The sequence below is a fragment of the Nocardioides sp. S5-5 genome, assembly GCF_054954065.1.
Map to the genome: position 1 here is coordinate 970,690 of NZ_CP199913.1, position 15,484 is coordinate 986,173.

Genomic DNA, 15,484 nt, shown 5'->3' on the forward strand with positions numbered 1-15,484 from the left:
TTTGAGAGGCAAACAGTCATGGCCAAGAGCATCGACGTCTCCGACGTCAACATCTACTACGGCGACTTCCTCGCGGTGCAGGGCGTCAACATGACGGTCCGGGCCGGCGCGGTCACTGCCTTCATCGGTCCCTCGGGCTGCGGCAAGTCGACCTTCCTGCGCTCGCTCAACCGGATGCACGAGGTGATCCCCGGTGCGCGGGTCGAGGGCAAGATCGTCGTCGACGGCCAGGACCTCTACGAGGCCGGCGTCGACCCGGTCGCCGTACGCCGCCAGGTCGGCATGGTCTTCCAGCGCCCCAACCCGTTCCCGACGATGTCGATCTACGACAACGTCCTCGCCGGCCTGAAGCTCAACGCGGGCAAGATCAAGAAGTCGACCGGCGACGAGGTCGTCGAGAAGTCGCTGCGCGGCGCCAACTTGTGGAACGAGGTCAAGGACCGGCTCAACAAGCCGGGCATGGGCCTGTCCGGCGGCCAGCAGCAGCGCCTGTGCATCGCCCGCGCGATCGCGGTCGAGCCGCAGGTGCTGCTGATGGACGAGCCGTGCTCGGCGCTCGACCCGATCTCGACCTCGGCGATCGAGGACCTGATCCACGAGCTCAAGAACGAGTTCACCATCGTCATCGTCACCCACAACATGCAGCAGGCGGCCCGTGTCTCCGACGACACCGGCTTCTTCAACCTCAAGGCCACCGGCGAGCCGGGGCACCTGGTCGAGTTCAACCCGACCAAGAAGATGTTCGCGAACCCGGACGACCCGGCCACCGAGGCCTACATCTCCGGCCGCTTCGGCTGAGCCGAACGGTCCCGGCGAGACGATGGGAATGCGCGACGACGGGCGCCGCGATGCCCGTCGCCAGTCCGTGCGCGCCTACCTCCACCGCTGGGTCGAGTCCTCGGGAGCCCACCTCCTGGTGGTCGACCCCGCCGACGACGGGGGCGCGCTCGCGGAGGCGATGGCGGGCCGCGGCGTCCACGTGACCTGGGTCGGCTCGACGCTCGACGGCCTGGTGGAGTTCGGGCGCACCGATCCGCACGCCGTCGTGGTGACCCCCGGGGCGCCGGGCATCCCGGCGGAGCAGTTCGTCGGCGTGATCCGCCAGCACGGGTCGCCGTACGTCATCGCGGGGACCTGCGACGGCGAGGCCGGCCGGGCGGACGGCGTGGGGCCGCTCATGCTGGCCGGCGCCTCGGCGGTCGTCGTGCGGCCGTACGCCGCGCAGCACCTGTGGGAGCTGCTGACCCACGCGCCGCGCTCGCTGGCCGAGCACGCGCGTCTCGAGTTCGGGCGGGTCGTGCTCGACGCGACGGCGTACAGCGTGCGGGTCGACGGGGAGCGGATCGGCGACCTGCCGCTCAAGGAGTTCGAGCTGCTGCGTGCGCTGCTGCTGGCCGCCCCGGGCGTCGTCACCGACGACGAGCTGCGCGACGCCCTGTGGGGCACCGACGGGAAGCGGCCGGGCGGCAACACGATCGCCATGCACGTCACCCGGCTGCGCTCGCGCCTGGGCGAGGCGGCCGACGTACGGCGGATCCGGGGCCGGGGCTACAGCCTCACAGCAGAATGAGGCGCAGCAGCTCGTAGCAGCCCCACGACGCGAGCGCGGCGGCCGGGAAGGTCGACACCCAGGCGACCAGGATGGTCCGGGCCATGCCCCAGCGCACGGCGGAGAACCGCTTGGTCGCGCCGGCGCCCATCACCGCCGAGGTGATGGTGTGGGTGGTCGAGATGGGGGCGTGGAAGACGAACGCGGTCGTGTAGAGCACGCCCGCGCCGACCGACTCCGCCGCGAAGCCGCGCGGCGGGTCGAGGTGGATGATCTTGCGCCCCAGGGTGCGCATGATCCGCCAGCCGCCGGAGTACGTGCCCGCGGAGATCGCGCCGGCAGCGGCGAGGACGACCCAGATCGGCAGCGTCCCGATGTCGTACGACGCGGGGTAGGCGATCACCAGCGTCAGCAAGATGACGCCCATCGTCTTCTGCGCGTCCTGCAGACCGTGGCCGAGCGCGAGGGCGGCGGCCGAGACCGTCTGCATGCCGCGGAAGCCGCGGTTGATCTTGTGGGGATTGCCCCTGCGGAAGAGCCACAGGATCGCGGTCATCACGACGAAGGCGGCGCAGAAGCCGACGAACGGCGAGACCACCATCGGGATCAGCACCTTCTGCACGATGGTGTCCCACTTGACGCTGACGCCGCCGGCGACCGCGGCGCCGACCAGGCCGCCGATGAGGGCGTGCGAGGACGACGACGGCAGGCCGAAGTACCAGGTGATCAGGTTCCAGATGATCGCGCCGAGCAGACCGGCCATCACGATGACCAGGCCGTGATGGACCCCGACCTGCAGGTTGCCGTTGGCGTCCTCGATGGTGATCACGTCGGCGACGGTCTTGGCGACCTCCTGCCCGAGCAGGGCGCCGATGAAGTTCATCAGCGCGGCCAGGGTCAACGCGATCCGCGGCGTCAGGGCACGGGTCGACACGGAGGTCGCGATCGCGTTCGCCGCGTCATGGAAGCCGTTGGTGTAGTCGAACGCGAGGGCGATGACGACCACGGCGATGACGATCGCCAGGGTGAGGGTCATGAGGTGACTGCCTCAGCCTTCCTTGACGGCGATCTGCTCCACCGTGTTCGCCACCCGCTCGAAGGCGTCGATGGCGCTCTCGAGGGACTCGACGATGTCCTTGAGCTTGAGCACCTCGAGCGTGGGGTACTCGCCGGAGAACAGCTTGGCGAGCGTGCGCCGGTGGTTGCGGTCGCCGGCGTTCTCGAGCCGGTTGATCTCGATCCAGTAGTCGTCGAGGGACTGCATCGACTGCAGCCGCGGCATCGCCGCCGCGGTCAGCTCGGCGCAGCGCTGGAGGACCTCGACCTGCTCGGAGAGCTCGGCGGGCAGCGCGACCTGGACCTCGTAGAGCAGGATCAGGTCGACGGCCTCGTCCATCATGTCCATCACGTCGTCGAGTCCCGAGCCGAGGGCGTAGATGTCCTCGCGGTCGAACGGCGTCACGAAGGTGCTGTTGACCTTCTTGACGATCTCGTGGGTGGTCTCGTCGCACGCGTGCTCGGCGGCACGCATCCGCTCGGCCACCTCGGACTTGTCCGAGGAGTCGGACAGCATCTCGGCGAGGATCTCGGCTCCGCCCACGAGGTGCTGGGCGGACTGGGTGAAGAGGTCGTAGAAGGATGTATCGACCGGACGCAGACGCAGACCCACATGGACTCCCGTTGAGGCGGAGGCGAACTCGCTCATGCTAGGGGACCACTTCCCCGTGAACGCAACTGCGGGCAGTCCGGCGCGCTGTGGCGCCGCGCACGGTACGCGTTGTCGCAGGTCAGCGGGTCAGTCGTCCGTACGACGCCTGCGCTGCTGCTCGATCAGGGTCTCCTGCAGGTGGATCGTCCCGGCGTTGCGCTTCCACTCGCCGTCGGCGCCCAGCTCCCACGCCTGGGTCGTCGGGGCGAACGCGAGGTCCAGCAGCCGCCGTACCTCGTCGCGGCTGGCCTCGGGCAGGCGCACCAGCACCTCGACCCGGCGGTCCAGGTTGCGGTGCATCAGGTCGGCCGAGCCGATCCAGGTGGCCGGCTCGCCGCCGCCCTCGAAGGAGAAGACCCGGCTGTGCTCGAGGAAGCGGCCCAGCACCGAGCGGACCTTGACGTTCTCGCTCAGCCCGGCGACGCCGGGGCGCAGCGCGCAGATGCCGCGCACGAGCAGCTCGACCGGGACGCCCTCGCAGGAGGCCAGGTAGAGCGCGTCGATGGTCTCCTCGTCGACGACCGAGTTGGCCTTGAACCGGATGCCGGCGGGTCGGCCGGCCTTCGCGTGCTCGATCTCCCGCATGATCTGGTCGACCAGGCCGGTGCGCACCGAGTCGGGCGCGACCAGAAGCTGCTCGTAGGTCGCCTTCCGGGACCAGCCGGACAGGTTGTTGAACAGGTGGGCGACGTCCTCGCCGATGGTCTCGTCGGTGGTGAGCAGGCCGAGGTCCTCGTACATCCGCGAGGTCTTCGGGTTGTAGTTGCCGGTGCCGATGTGGGTGTAGCGGCGGATGCCCCCCGACTGCTCGCCCTCGTCGCGCACGACCATCGCCAGCTTGCAGTGGGTCTTGAGGCCGACCAGGCCGTAGACGACGTGGCAGCCGGCCTGCTCCAGCTTGCGGGCCCAGCGGATGTTGGCCTGCTCGTCGAAGCGGGCCTTGATCTCCACCAGCACCAGCACCTGCTTGCCGGCCTCGGCGGCGTCGATGAGGGCGTCGATGATGGGGGAGTCGCCGGAGGTGCGGTAGAGCGTCTGCTTGATCGCCAGCACGTGGGGGTCGGCGGCGGCCTGCTCGATGAAGCGCTGCACCGACGTGGCGAACGAGTCGTAGGGGTGGTGCAGCAGCACGTCGCGGCGGCGCAGCGCCTTGAACACGTCGACCGGCGCGGCCGACTCGAACTCGGCCAGCCGGGTGTGGGTGCTCGGCACGAAGGAGGGGTACTTGAGGTCCTCGCGCGGCAGGTCGGCGATCGAGTGCAGGCCGCGCAGGTCGAGCGGCCCGGGCAGCCGGAACACCTCGTTCTCGCTGATCCCGAGCTCGGAGACGAGCAGCTCGAGCACCGACGGCGCGATCGACTCCTCCACCTCGAGGCGCACCGGCGGGCCGAACTTGCGGCGCAGCAGCTCCTTCTCGAGCGCGGCGAGCAGGTTCTCGGCGTCGTCCTCCTCCACCTCGAGGTCCTCGTTGCGGGTGACCCGGAAGGTGTGCGCCTCGAGCACCTCCATGCCGGGGAACAGCCGGCGCAGGTGGGCGCCGATCACGTCCTCCAGCGGCACGAACCGGGCGTTGCCGAGCGAGACGAAGCGGTCGAAGTTCGAGGGCACCTTCACCCGGGCGAACAGCTCCTTGCCGGACTTCGGGTTGCGCAGCACGACCGCGAGGTTCAGCGAGAGGCCGGAGATGTAGGGGAAGGGGTGGGCCGGGTCGACCGCCAGGGGAGTGAGGACCGGGAAGACCCGGTCCTTGAACAGCCGCTTGCACTCCTTCTGCTCGTCGCGGTCCAGGTCGGCCCAGCGGACCAGGTCGATGCCCTCCGCACTCAGTGCCGGCACCACGTCGTCGTGGAAGACCCGGGCATGGCGCTGGCTGAGCTCGGCCGAACGACGCCAGATCGCCTCCAGCACCTCCAGCGGCATCAGGCCGCTGGCGGCGCGCACGGCGAGGCCGGTCGCGATCCGGCGCTTGAGGCCGGCCACGCGGACCATGAAGAACTCGTCGAGGTTGCTGGTGAAGATCGCGAGGAACCGGGCCCGCTCGAGCAGCGGCAGCGCCTCGTCCTCGGCCAGCTCCAGCACCCGCTCGTTGAACCGCAGCCACGACAGCTCCCGGTCGACGAACCGGTTGTCGACCGCCTCGACGGCCTCGACCAGAGCCGGATCGGGGACGTAGCCCGACGCCTCGTCCGACACGGCGACCAGGGTACCGGTCTCGGGGTGCTCGGCGTCGGGGAGGAGGGACGTCGGCTGCTGCTCGGTCGACATGTTCGCGAGTGTGGCACCTCCGGGTGAACGCGAGGTGACGTCGGATGGGACGCCGCGATCGCCGTACTCTCGGTATGGTCACACCCGTGAGCATCCGGAACGCGGCCGAGGCGCGCCTGCTGTCGACCTTGATGGGACTGCCCGTGCGGGCGCAGCGGCTGGTCACCGGCCCGCCGCTGGTGCTCGACGGGCAGACGCTGGCCCCCGACGTCCAGATGATGCTGACCCTGCAGCGGCTGGCCCGCAAGGGCGACCTCGCCGGAGCCGGGGTCGTCGAGGGCCGGGCCGCGATGCGGGCCAACGCCGCCCTCGTGGGCGGCCGCCAGCCGATCGGCAGCGTCCGCGACCTCGCCGTGGCCGACCTGCCGGCGCGGCTCTACGAGCCCTCGCGTCGGGTCGGGAGCGGGCTGCTGCTCTTCTTCCACGGCGGGGGCTTCCTGTACGGCGACCTCGCCTCCCACGACGCGCCCTGCCGGCTGCTCGCGGAGCGGTCGGGGGTCCGCGTGCTCGCCGTCGAGTACCGGGTCGGTCCCGAGGCCGCCTTCCCCGCCGCCTTCGACGACGCCGAGGCCGCGCTGCGCTGGGTGCATGAGCATGCCGACTCCCTCGGCGTGGACCCCGAGCGGATCGGCGTCGCCGGCGACTCGGCCGGCGGCAACCTCGCGGCGTACACCGCGATCGTCGCCGCCCGGGCCGGCCTCCCGCTCGCCTTCCAGCTGCTCGTCTACCCCTGCACCGACGCCGACCGCGCCACCGAGAGCCTGCGGCTGTTCGGGGAGGGGCTCTACCTCACCGCCGAGTCGATCGGGTCCTTCAACGACACCTACCTGCCCGACCCCGCGGACCGGGCCGACGAGCGGATGAACCTGCTCGAGATCGACCTGCCGTCCGGTCTCGCCCCCGCGTTCGTCGCCACCGCCGGCTTCGACCCGCTGCGCGACGAGGGAGAGGACTACGCGCGCAGGCTGGCCGACGCCGGCGTCGAGGTCGAGCTGAAGCGGTACGTCGACCAGGTCCACGGGTTCTTGAACGTCCTCGGCGTCGGGCGCACGAGCCGGGCCGCCGTACGGGAGATCGCGGGCCGGGTGCGCGCCGCCCTCGGCCGACCCGGCGCAAACTGACTCGGGTTGGGTGCCGACCCGGCGCAAAAGTGCTCGGTCGGCGAGCATAGAGAGTTGTTTTCGGCCGGGTCGGAGACGGAGCGAGTTCGTTTTGCGCCGGGTCGGCGAGGGGTCAGAGCTCGGGGCGGTGCTCGCGCAGCCGGCGCAGGAAGTCCTCGGCGTCGACCATCGAGCCGTCGACCACGAACGGGTCCATCGCCTTGCGCGGGAAGCGCACCGCCCAGCCGGGCTCGCCGGCACGACCGACCACCTCGACCCGGGTCTCCGGCTTGCGGACGTCGAAGCGGTACGTCGACTCGCCCTGCTCGACGTACACGATCCCGCGGACCACGCTCACCTCGACGGGTACCACCCGGGTCTTGGCCGCGGCCCAGCCCAGGCCGACCGCCACCAGGACGATGACGACGCCGAACGGCGTGGCGAGCTTGCCGTTGAGCAGCGTCAGCAGCGCCACCATGACGGCCACCACCGCCGTCGCGCCGAGCACCATCGACAGCACCCGCGGGTCGCTGCCGTCGCCCGTCAGCCGGTCACCGGCCTGCGGCTCGCCGTCGAACAGCGACAGCGACTCGCCCGACTCCAGCGTCGCCACCTCGGCCCGCGCACTCTCCAGCTCGGCCCGCAGCCGCGCGACCTCGTCCTGGCTGGCCGCCAGCCGCCGTGCCAGCTCGTCGCGCTCCAGGCGGAGCGCGACCACCGGGTCGACGTCTAGAGGTCCGGTTGCCACTGGCGCAGCGCTTCCAGGAAGGTGGGGGCGTCGACCATGCGCGAGTCGATGACGACCGGCGCCATGCTGCGCCGCAGGATGAGGACCCGCCAGCTCCGCGAGCCCGGCACACCCGTCTGCTCGATCTTGGTGTTCGGGCTGGTCAGGTCGAAGGTGCTGTTGGTGTCGCCCTGGGTCACCTTGAGGACGCCGACCTCGTCGATGCTGACGCTGCGTGAGGAGTTGCTCGCCTTGAGGGCGTAGCCCAGCAGGATCGCGGCGATGACCGTCAGGGTCGCGCTGAACGCGATGTCGTCCCACAGCGTGCCCTTGATCGCCCGCATGCCGACCACCGCGGCCAGCCCGAGCGCGACGAGGATGGCGAGTGGCGCGAGGGCGTCGGTCCCGCGCTTGGCGTGGAACGGGACGCGCTTGATCGCGGGCCTGGGCGCCGGGGCGGCGGCCATCGCCGGCTCGGGCTCCGGTTCGGGCTCGGGCTCCGGCTCCGGCTCCGGCTCCGGCTCGGGCTCCGGCTCGGGCTCCGGTTCCGGCTCGGCTTCCACGAGCGGCTCGGGCTCGGGAACGACGACCGGCTCCTCGGCGGCCTCCTCGGCCACGTCGAGCGTGTCGATGTCGTCGAGGAGCTCGTCGCTCTCGTCGGGCTCGGGGGTGCTCGCGGTCGCGCGCCACTGCTCCATCAGGGACGGTGTGCGCTCGGCGTGGCGGCCCAGCACCTCGGCGCCGGCCGGCTCCTCCGCGTCGGGCTCGACCTCGTCGGCGGCCTCGAGGTCGGGCTCCGGGGCGGCCGGGCCGTCCTCCCCGGCCAGGCGGGCCCGGATCTGGGCCATCTGGGCGGCGAGGTCGTCGGCGGGGGGTACGTCGGTCACCGGCTCGGCCGCGACCAGCTCCGCCACGTCGGGCTCGTCCTCGACGAGCGGCTCCGGCTCGGTCTCGACGAGCAGGTCCGGCTCTGGCTCTGGCTCTGGCTCTGGCTCCGGCTCGACCTCGGGCACCACCTGCGCGGCGAGCGGTGCGACGGCGGCCGCGCTGTCCGCAGCGGTCAGGGTGTCGGGAGTGTCGGGAGCGTTCGGGCCCTCCGGGACGAGGGTGGCGCGGATCTCGGCGACCTGCTGGGCGAGGGCGGCGGCGTCGGCGAGGGCGCGCTCGCGCTCCTGGGCCAGCTCGGCGGCGCGGGCTTCGGCGTCGGCGCGGGCGCGGGCGTGCTCGAGGGCGCGCTCCTCGGCCTCGACGAGCTCGGAGCGGAGGCGCTCGACGGCGGTGGTGTGGGCGGCGGCGGACTGCTCGAGCTCGGCGAGGGCGGCGGCGGCGCGCTCCTCGGCCTCGGTGCGGGCCCGGGTGGCCTCGGTGGCGAACTCGGAGGCCCGGGCGAGCGCCTCCGTGGCGACCTTCTTCTCCTCGGCGAGGGCGGCGGCCGAGGCGTGGGCGGCCGCGGCGGCGGCCTGGGCCTCGGTGGCGAGCTCCAGCTGCTGGCGAGCGGCCTCCTCGGCGACCAGGCGGGCCTGGTGCGCCTCCTCGGCGCGACGAGCCTGCTGGGCGGCGGACTCGTCGGCGGCCACGCGCGCGGCGGACTGCTCCTCGGCCCGTCCCGCCGCGTCGGCGGCGCGCGCTTCCGCGGCCTGGGCCGTCTCGTGGGCCAGGCGGGCCAGCTCGGCCTGCTCGAGCGCGGCCTCCTCGGCCAGCCGGCGGGAGGCCTGGGCCTCCTGAGCGAGCCGGGCGTGCTCGGCGGCGGCCTGCTCGGCGATCGCACGCTCCTCGACGGCCTGCCGGGCGAGAGCCCCGTGCTCCTCGGCACTGGCCGCCGCCTGGTCCGCGAGCAGCCGGGCCCGCTCCTCGGCGGCCTCGGCGGCGCGGTGGGCGTCTTGGGCGAGGGCGGCCTGCTGACGGGCGGCCTCCTCGGCGAGTGTGCGGGCCTGGGCGATCTCGGCCGACGTACGCTCGGTGGCCTCCCGCTCCTCCAGCACCCGGCGGGCGAACTCGGCATGCTCGGCGGCGCTCACGGCAGCCGCCTCGGCCACCACCCGGGCGCGGGCCTCGGCCGCCTCGCGGGCGGCGTGTGCCTCGGCCGCCAGGCGGGCCTGCTCGACGGCGCGCAGCTCGGCCTCCTCGCGCTGCGCGGACGCGGCGTTGGCCAGCCGGTCGGCCTCGGCCCGGGCCTCGTGAGCCAGCTGCGCGGCCTCCTCGGCGGCGATCCGCTCGGCGGCCTGCTCGGCGGCGGCCAGCTCGGCGTCGCGCCGCAGCCGGGCGGCCAGGGCCGCGACCACCTCGGCGTTGCCGGGGACGCTCGCCTCGTCGGGCTCGACCCCGTCGGGCAGCTCGCCCGGTGCGACCAGCTCGGCCTCGATCTCGGCCCGCGCATGGGCGAGGACCTCCTCGGGCCGGCGCGGTATGTCGTCGATCCGGTCGATGTTCGGGATCGGCTCGTCCAGCAGCGGCGGCTCGACGAACTCCTGCAGCGGGCGGGCCCGCGGCCGCGGCGCGGACCCGGCACCCTGGCGGCGACGCAGGCGGGCCAGACCCTTGGGCTGCGGAACCGGTGTCGGCTCCGCGAAGCCACCGTCGACGGCGGCCGCGATGACCCGCTGGCCGGCCTCCTCGTCGGTCAGCCGGTGGTCGGGGATCGCCTGCTCGGCGACGGGCGCCGGCTCGGGGCCGGGCGCGGCGGCGCCGTGGGCGTCGCCGAACGGGCGCTGGGTGGCGCGGGAGATGATCGCCGACCAGTCGCCGGCCTCGGGTTCCTCGACCGCCGGGCCCTCGGACGGGGCCTCCTCGGAGGTGGCCTCCTCCGCCGGGGCCGCCTCCGCCGGGACCGCCTCCGCCGGGACCGCCTCGACCGTCTCCACGGAGCGCATCCGCTCCAGCCGGTCGGTGAGGGTGCCGCGCAGGCTCGGGTCGTCGGTGGCGGCGGGGCCGGCCTCGAACTCGTGGGGCTCGATCTCGGTGAGCGGCCGGCCGAGCGAGCGGTCGATGACGCTGGCCCAGTCGGCCGACGGTCCGGGACCGAAGCGGTCGGCGCGGGGTGCCGCGTCCTCGCCGTCCCCGAGCCTGTCGACGGCCGAGGTGTGCGGCTGCACCATCGCGGCCCAGTCGACGTCGTCGGCCTCCTCGGCCTCGTCGGGAAGCGCGCCGGTGGGGCTGCCGACGCGAGCGGCGATGTCGTCCTCCGGCGCCCGATCCGGCGCCTCGTCGTCCGGCACCGACGTGGTGCTGCGGCGCAGCAGCTCCTGGACGTCGTCGGGCGCGAGCTCGCCGACGTCGAGGGCGTCCGCGTCGTGGCGCCGCCGGAGCATGCCCCTGCGTCCCCGACCACGCCCGGCGCGCGACCCGGCGAGCCGGGAGTCCTCGGGACCCGGATCGCCGTCGGTGACAGAGCTCATGGTGGGTAAATCTACTCAGGGGCGAGGGGGTTACGGGCAACTTCCGTCCGCTGGTACTGGACGTGGGTGTCGGCCGCGGCGTGCTGGAAGCCGAGATCCTCGTACAGCCGCCGGGCGGGCGCGTTGTCGGACTCGACGTAGAGGAGCACCTCGGCCACGCCGCGCGCCGCGAGGTGCTGCAGCCCGGCGACGGTGAGCACCCGGCCGAGGCCACGGCCCTGCGCGGCGGGGGAGACGCCGACGACGTACACCTCCCCGAGCGACGGGTCGTGTTGCTTGGTCCAGTGGAAGCCCAGCAGCGCGCCGTCGTCGTCGACCGCGAGCAGCAGGCCGGCCGGGTCGAACCACGACTCGGCCATCCGCTCGGCCAGACCGGCGGCGTTGAGCGAGCCCTGCTCCGGGTGGTGGGCGAAGGCGGCGGCGTTCACCGCGAGCAGTGCCTCGGAGTCGGAGGCGCCGAAGTCCCGGATCCGTACGCCGTCCGGCAGCTCCACCCCCGGCAGCGGTACGACGGCCGGTCGCCGCATCACCCACAGCTCCCGCGTGCGGGCGAACCCCCAGCGGCGGGCGAGCGCGGCGGCGGCCGGATGGTCGCCGTGCGACCAGGCGCTCAGCGGACCCGGCTCGGCGACGGCGAGCGCCCCCAGCGAGGCACCCAGGCCCTGCCCCCGTGAGGAGGGCGCGACGGCCAGGTCGAGCCCACCGTCGTACCGCAGCGCGAAGCCCTCGCCGCTCACCCAGGCGCCGGTGCCGGCGAGCCCGTGGTGCTTGAGCCGGAGGGCGACCGCCTCGTCGACGGGGTCGGTGCCGTCGTGCTCCCGGCTGGCCTCGCGGACCCGCCCGATCGCGTCGAGGGCGGCGGCGTCGGTCAGCAGGGGGAGCTCCGAGTTCACCTCGCCCACGCTATCCGGCCATCCGCCCAGCGTTTACATGTGTCGCCGTGACGCGGTAGGACTGCCCTCATGAAGCTGAGCCACGCCGTGGGTGGGGCAGCCGTGGCGCTGGGCGCGCTCGCCGCTCGCGACCTCGTGCAGAAGAGGCACGCGCTGCAGCGCAACTTCCCGGTGATCGGGCACGCCCGGTACTGGCTGGAGACGATCGGGCCCGAGCTGCGCCAGTACATCGTCACCAGCAACGAGGAGGAGCGGCCGTTCAGCCGTGACCAGCGGACCTGGATCTACGCCTCCAGCAAGGAGGAGAACAGCTACTTCGGGTTCGGCACCGACGTCGACGTCGAGCACGTCCAGGGCCACGCCTACATCAAGCAGCGCACCTTCGCCGACAAGCTGCCGAGCGACCAGGACAGCAACTGGACGCTGCCGGCGGCCAAGGTGCTCGGCGGGCCGCGCGGGCGGGCGAGGGCGTTCCGGCCGGGGTCGGTCGTCAACGTGTCCGCGATGAGCTTCGGCTCGCTGTCGTCCAACGCCATCACGGCCATCAACAAGGGTGCGGCGGCGGCCGGCTGCCTGCACAACACGGGCGAGGGCGCGATCTCGCCGTACCACCGCAACGGGGCCGATCTCGTCGTCCAGATCGGTACGGCCTACTTCGGGTGCCGTGACGAGAAGGGCGCCTTCTCGCTGCCGCGGCTCAAGGAGATGATCGCCTCCGCGCCGGTCAAGGCGATCGAGATCAAGCTCAGCCAGGGTGCCAAGCCGGGTCTGGGCGGGCTGCTGCCGGCGGCGAAGGTGACCGCGGAGATCGCCGAGATCCGCGGCATCCCGCAGGGCCGGGACTGCTCGTCGCCCTCGCGTCACACCGCCTTCCACGACGTCGACTCGATGCTCGACTTCGTCGAGATGCTGGCGGCCGAGACCGGACTGCCGGTCGGGATCAAGTCCGCGGTCGGCGCGATGGACTTCTGGGAGGAGCTGGCCCGGCTGATGTCGCCGCGTGAGCGCGGCGTCGACTTCGTGACCGTCGACGGCGGCGAGGGCGGCACCGGCGCGGCGCCGCTGATCTTCGCGGACTCGGTCGCGCTGCCGTACCGGATGGGCTTCTCGCGGGTCTACGGCACCTTCGCCGAGCTGGGCCTGACCGACGACGTCACGTTCATCGGCTCGGCCAAGCTCGGCCTGCCCGACAACGCGATCGTCGCGTTCGCCCTCGGCGCCGACATGATCAACGTCGCCCGCGAGGCCATGCTCTCGATCGGCTGCATCCAGGCGCAGAAGTGCCATACGGACCACTGCCCGACCGGCATCGCCACCCAGAACCCGTGGCTGGTCCACGGTCTCGACCCGGTGTCGAAGGCCGAGCGCTGCGCGGTCTACCTGCGCACCCTGCGCAAGGAGCTGACCCGGGTCTCGGCCGCGATCGGCGTCGCGCACCCCTCGCTGATCACCTGCGCCGACGTCGACATCTTCAACGGCGACTACGACGCCCGCTCCCTCGCCTCGGTCTACGGCTACAAGGACGGGTGGGGCGAGCTCGGCCCGGAGCTGCGCGAGCAGGTGGTCCGGCTGATGGACACCGCCGACCACTTCGACGAGCAGGGCCGCACGTCCTAGTGGTCGTCGAGATCGGGTATCCCCACGCGGGCCCTGGGCGTGCCAGAGTGTGCTCACCCGCGGTCGATGACTGCTTGCTCCAGGAGGCATGCCGTGTTCCGAGTCCGGTTGGTGACGCTCGCGTGTGCAGCGATGACGATGGGTGCGGGTGTCGTTCTCGGCCCGGTGCCGGACCCCGTTGCGGGGGCCGTGGCCGGGGCCGCGGCGCCGCCCCGGGCGGTGCCGCCCACCTGCGGCGGTGAGCGGCCGGTCAAGCCCGGTGGCGGCCGCTACACGTGCTCCTTCGACGACGACTTCGACGGCAAGGCCGTCAACCCGGCGAAGTGGGTCGTCCAGCAGACCGAGCTGAGCGGGATGACCACCTCGACGAACGACTGCTACGTCAACGACCCGGACAACGTCGCGGTCTCCAACGGGCAGCTCCATCTGCGCGCGATCGAGGAGGCGCGGCCGTTCGTCTGCCGCAGTCCCTACGGCAGCTACACCGCGACCCGCACCGTGGCCACGCTGGCGAGCTGGTCCCTGTTCACGCAGACCTACGGACGCTTCGAGTTCCGTGCGAAGGTGCCCGACCACTCCGGCCCCGGCCTGGGCTCGGGCATGTGGCTCTACCCGCAGGAGCACACCTACGGAGCCTGGCCCGCCTCGGGCGAGATCGATGTCGCCGAGTGGTTCAGCGGCCAGCCCGGGCAGGTCTACCCGTCGGTCCACTACAACGGGGAGATCTGGCCGTTCAGCACCGGCTTCAACTGCCTGGTCGCCGATGCCGGCAAGACCTTCCACCGCTACGCCGTCGAGTGGACGCCCACCGTGATGCGGTTCCTGTACGACGGCAACCTCTGCTTCACCCACTCCTGGGCGCCGAGCTGGCCGCTGTTCGCGCCGCAGCCCTTCGACCGGCCCTTCTACGTGGTGATGACCCAGGCCTTCGGCGCCGGCTGGAACGCGATCGACGCCGCGACGCCCCGCAGCGGCGAGCTGACGGTGGACTGGGTGCGCGTCTGGAAGTGACGGCGGCCGCGTGCCGGCGCGCTCAGGAGGAGGCGTCGACCGCCGAGGTCGGCGCCGAGGCGGGTCTCGAGGCCGGCGCCGCGTCGGCCTCGACGGCCTCGCCCTTGGTCGGCAGCACGAAGCGGTAGCCGACGTTGCGGACGGTGCCGATCAGCATCTCGTTCTCGGGCCCCAGCTTGGCCCGCAGCCGGCGTACGTGGACGTCGACGGTGCGGGTGCCACCGAAGTAGTCGTATCCCCACACCTCCTGCAGCAGCTGCTGGCGGCTGAACACCCGGCCGGGATGCTGGGCCAGGAACTTCAGCAGCTCGAACTCCTTGAACGTCAAGTCGAGCACCCGGCCGCCGACCTTGGCGGTGTACGTCGCCTCGTCGACCACGACCTCGCCCGACCGGATCAGGTGCGCCTCGGGGTCGGCGGCGTCCCGGGCCGCGTTGAGGCGACCGGTCGAGAGGCGGATCCGGGCCTCGAGCTCGGCCGGGCCGCAGGTGTGCAGGACGACGTCGTCCATGCCCCAGTCGTGGTTGACGACGGCGAGACCGCCCTCGGTGACGACGAGGAGGACCGGTACGTCGGTCCCGGTGGTGCGGATCAGGCGGCACAGGTCGCGTGCGCCCGCGAGGTCCTGGCGGCCGTCGACCAGGAGCAGGTCGGCGTCCGGGGCGTCGAGCAGAGCGCTACCCTCGGCGGGCAGGATCTTGACCTGGTGGCCGAGCAGCGCGAGTCCGGGCAGCACCTCGGCGGAGGGCTGCAGTGCGCTGGTCAGCAGAAGGAGTGTGCTCACCCTGGCCTCCTCACCGGCGTCCGCCTGTTCCGGGCGGCACCGAGTCGAGACCGAAACGCAACGTTGGGCAACGGCCAGTTTTCTGGTGAGCGACGATACCGAAATACGCAGGCAACGGGGAAGGGTCGGCGACGTGAGTGAGACGCAGGTCATCCGGGTGCGCTACTGGGCGGCGGCCCGGGCGGCGGCCGGAGTCGGCGAGGAGTCGGTCGAGGTCGCCGGAGCGGTGACGCTGTCGGACCTGCTGGCCACGATCGTGGCCCGCCACGCGGACTCGTCCCTCGAGCGTGTCCTGGGCGTCTGCTCGGTCCTCGTGGGCGAGCGCCCGGCGTCGTCGACGGATCCCTCGGCCGTCCTGGTCCGGCCCGGCCAATCCGTCGAGTTCCTCCCGCCGTTCGCCGGTGGGTGAGAGGATGTGCCAGCCGACCGCCGGGC

General features: G+C 72.6%; 13 protein-coding genes. 6 read left to right on the forward strand and 7 right to left on the reverse strand.

Annotated elements, in window-relative coordinates; genetic code table 11:
• Positions 1–18 precede the first annotated feature (18 nt).
• Positions 19–798 carry a phosphate ABC transporter ATP-binding protein PstB gene (gene pstB / locus ACUP6Y_RS04615; protein WP_462554462.1) on the forward strand — a complete coding sequence of 260 codons (780 nt, stop codon included), beginning with the start codon at positions 19–21 and terminating at the stop codon, positions 796–798.
• Between the two features lie 28 nt (positions 799–826).
• Positions 827–1,570, forward strand: a complete 744-nt coding sequence (locus ACUP6Y_RS04620) for a response regulator transcription factor (RefSeq protein ID WP_462554463.1) — start codon at positions 827–829, stop codon at positions 1,568–1,570.
• Here the strand turns inward: ACUP6Y_RS04620 and ACUP6Y_RS04625 are convergent.
• The 3 genes from ACUP6Y_RS04625 to ACUP6Y_RS04635 all read right to left on the reverse strand — a co-directional run bounded on the left by ACUP6Y_RS04625 (position 1,557) and on the right by ACUP6Y_RS04635 (position 5,522).
• Positions 1,557–2,585 (reverse strand): anion permease, encoded by a 1,029-nt coding sequence (locus ACUP6Y_RS04625; protein ID WP_462554464.1) that lies wholly within the window; start codon positions 2,583–2,585, stop codon positions 1,557–1,559. The two genes, ACUP6Y_RS04620 and ACUP6Y_RS04625, sit on opposite strands and share 14 nt — an antisense overlap.
• Positions 2,586–2,597: 12 nt before the next feature.
• Positions 2,598–3,218 carry a DUF47 domain-containing protein gene (locus ACUP6Y_RS04630; RefSeq protein ID WP_462554465.1) on the reverse strand — a complete coding sequence of 207 codons (621 nt, stop codon included), beginning with the start codon at positions 3,216–3,218 and terminating at the stop codon, positions 2,598–2,600.
• 126 nt (positions 3,219–3,344) lie between these two features.
• The gene (locus ACUP6Y_RS04635) at positions 3,345–5,522 is read right to left on the reverse strand and encodes an RNA degradosome polyphosphate kinase (protein ID WP_462554466.1); all 2,178 of its coding nucleotides are present in this window, start codon (positions 5,520–5,522) and stop codon (positions 3,345–3,347) included.
• Between the two features lie 86 nt (positions 5,523–5,608).
• Here ACUP6Y_RS04635 and ACUP6Y_RS04640 point away from each other — a divergent pair, with 86 nt between their 5' ends.
• Positions 5,609–6,643, forward strand: a complete 1,035-nt coding sequence (locus tag ACUP6Y_RS04640; RefSeq protein ID WP_462554467.1) for an alpha/beta hydrolase — start codon at positions 5,609–5,611, stop codon at positions 6,641–6,643.
• A 112-nt stretch (positions 6,644–6,755) separates the two neighbouring features.
• Here ACUP6Y_RS04640 and ACUP6Y_RS04645 read toward each other — a convergent pair whose 3' ends face one another.
• From ACUP6Y_RS04645 to mshD, 3 genes are read right to left on the reverse strand one after another with little or no spacing between them, the layout of a single operon-like run.
• On the reverse strand, positions 6,756–7,340 hold the full coding sequence (locus ACUP6Y_RS04645; RefSeq protein ID WP_462554468.1) for a hypothetical protein: 585 nt from the start codon (positions 7,338–7,340) through the stop codon (positions 6,756–6,758).
• Between the two features lie 11 nt (positions 7,341–7,351).
• Entirely contained in the window at positions 7,352–10,744 is a 3,393-nt protein-coding gene (locus ACUP6Y_RS04650) for a hypothetical protein (RefSeq protein ID WP_462554469.1), read from the reverse strand.
• Between the two features lie 11 nt (positions 10,745–10,755).
• Positions 10,756–11,637, reverse strand: coding sequence for a mycothiol synthase (gene mshD, locus ACUP6Y_RS04655; RefSeq protein WP_462554470.1), 882 nt, complete (start codon positions 11,635–11,637; stop codon positions 10,756–10,758).
• A 69-nt stretch (positions 11,638–11,706) separates the two neighbouring features.
• On the opposite strand from mshD, the gene ACUP6Y_RS04660 reads away from it, so the two are divergent.
• Together ACUP6Y_RS04660 and ACUP6Y_RS04665 are read left to right on the forward strand one after the other, a co-directional pair.
• Positions 11,707–13,254, forward strand: coding sequence for an FMN-binding glutamate synthase family protein (locus ACUP6Y_RS04660; RefSeq protein ID WP_462554471.1), 1,548 nt, complete (start codon positions 11,707–11,709; stop codon positions 13,252–13,254).
• A 132-nt stretch (positions 13,255–13,386) separates the two neighbouring features.
• Positions 13,387–14,265 (forward strand): glycoside hydrolase family 16 protein, encoded by an 879-nt coding sequence (locus ACUP6Y_RS04665; protein ID WP_462554472.1) that lies wholly within the window; start codon positions 13,387–13,389, stop codon positions 14,263–14,265.
• A gap of 22 nt (positions 14,266–14,287) precedes the next feature.
• Here the strand turns inward: ACUP6Y_RS04665 and ACUP6Y_RS04670 are convergent, their stop codons facing one another.
• The gene (locus ACUP6Y_RS04670) at positions 14,288–15,049 is read right to left on the reverse strand and encodes a winged helix-turn-helix transcriptional regulator (RefSeq protein ID WP_462554473.1); all 762 of its coding nucleotides are present in this window, start codon (positions 15,047–15,049) and stop codon (positions 14,288–14,290) included.
• Between the two features lie 133 nt (positions 15,050–15,182).
• On the opposite strand from ACUP6Y_RS04670, the gene ACUP6Y_RS04675 reads away from it, so the two are divergent.
• The gene (locus tag ACUP6Y_RS04675) at positions 15,183–15,458 is read left to right on the forward strand and encodes a MoaD/ThiS family protein (RefSeq protein WP_462554474.1); all 276 of its coding nucleotides are present in this window, start codon (positions 15,183–15,185) and stop codon (positions 15,456–15,458) included.
• The last annotated feature ends 26 nt before the right edge of the window (positions 15,459–15,484 follow it).

Bases quoted from the DNA above. Each gene is read 5' to 3' on its own strand.
- pstB (WP_462554462.1), top strand. From the start codon at position 19: ATGGCCAAGAGCATCGACGTCTCCGACGTCAACATCTACTACGGCGAC.
- ACUP6Y_RS04620 (WP_462554463.1), top strand. From the start codon at position 827: ATGCGCGACGACGGGCGCCGCGATGCCCGTCGCCAGTCCGTGCGCGCC.
- ACUP6Y_RS04625 (WP_462554464.1), bottom strand. From the start codon at position 2,585: ATGACCCTCACCCTGGCGATCGTCATCGCCGTGGTCGTCATCGCCCTC.
- ACUP6Y_RS04635 (WP_462554466.1), bottom strand. From the start codon at position 5,522: ATGTCGACCGAGCAGCAGCCGACGTCCCTCCTCCCCGACGCCGAGCAC.
- ACUP6Y_RS04650 (WP_462554469.1), bottom strand. From the start codon at position 10,744: ATGAGCTCTGTCACCGACGGCGATCCGGGTCCCGAGGACTCCCGGCTC.
- ACUP6Y_RS04660 (WP_462554471.1), top strand. From the start codon at position 11,707: ATGAAGCTGAGCCACGCCGTGGGTGGGGCAGCCGTGGCGCTGGGCGCG.
- ACUP6Y_RS04665 (WP_462554472.1), top strand. From the start codon at position 13,387: ATGACGATGGGTGCGGGTGTCGTTCTCGGCCCGGTGCCGGACCCCGTT.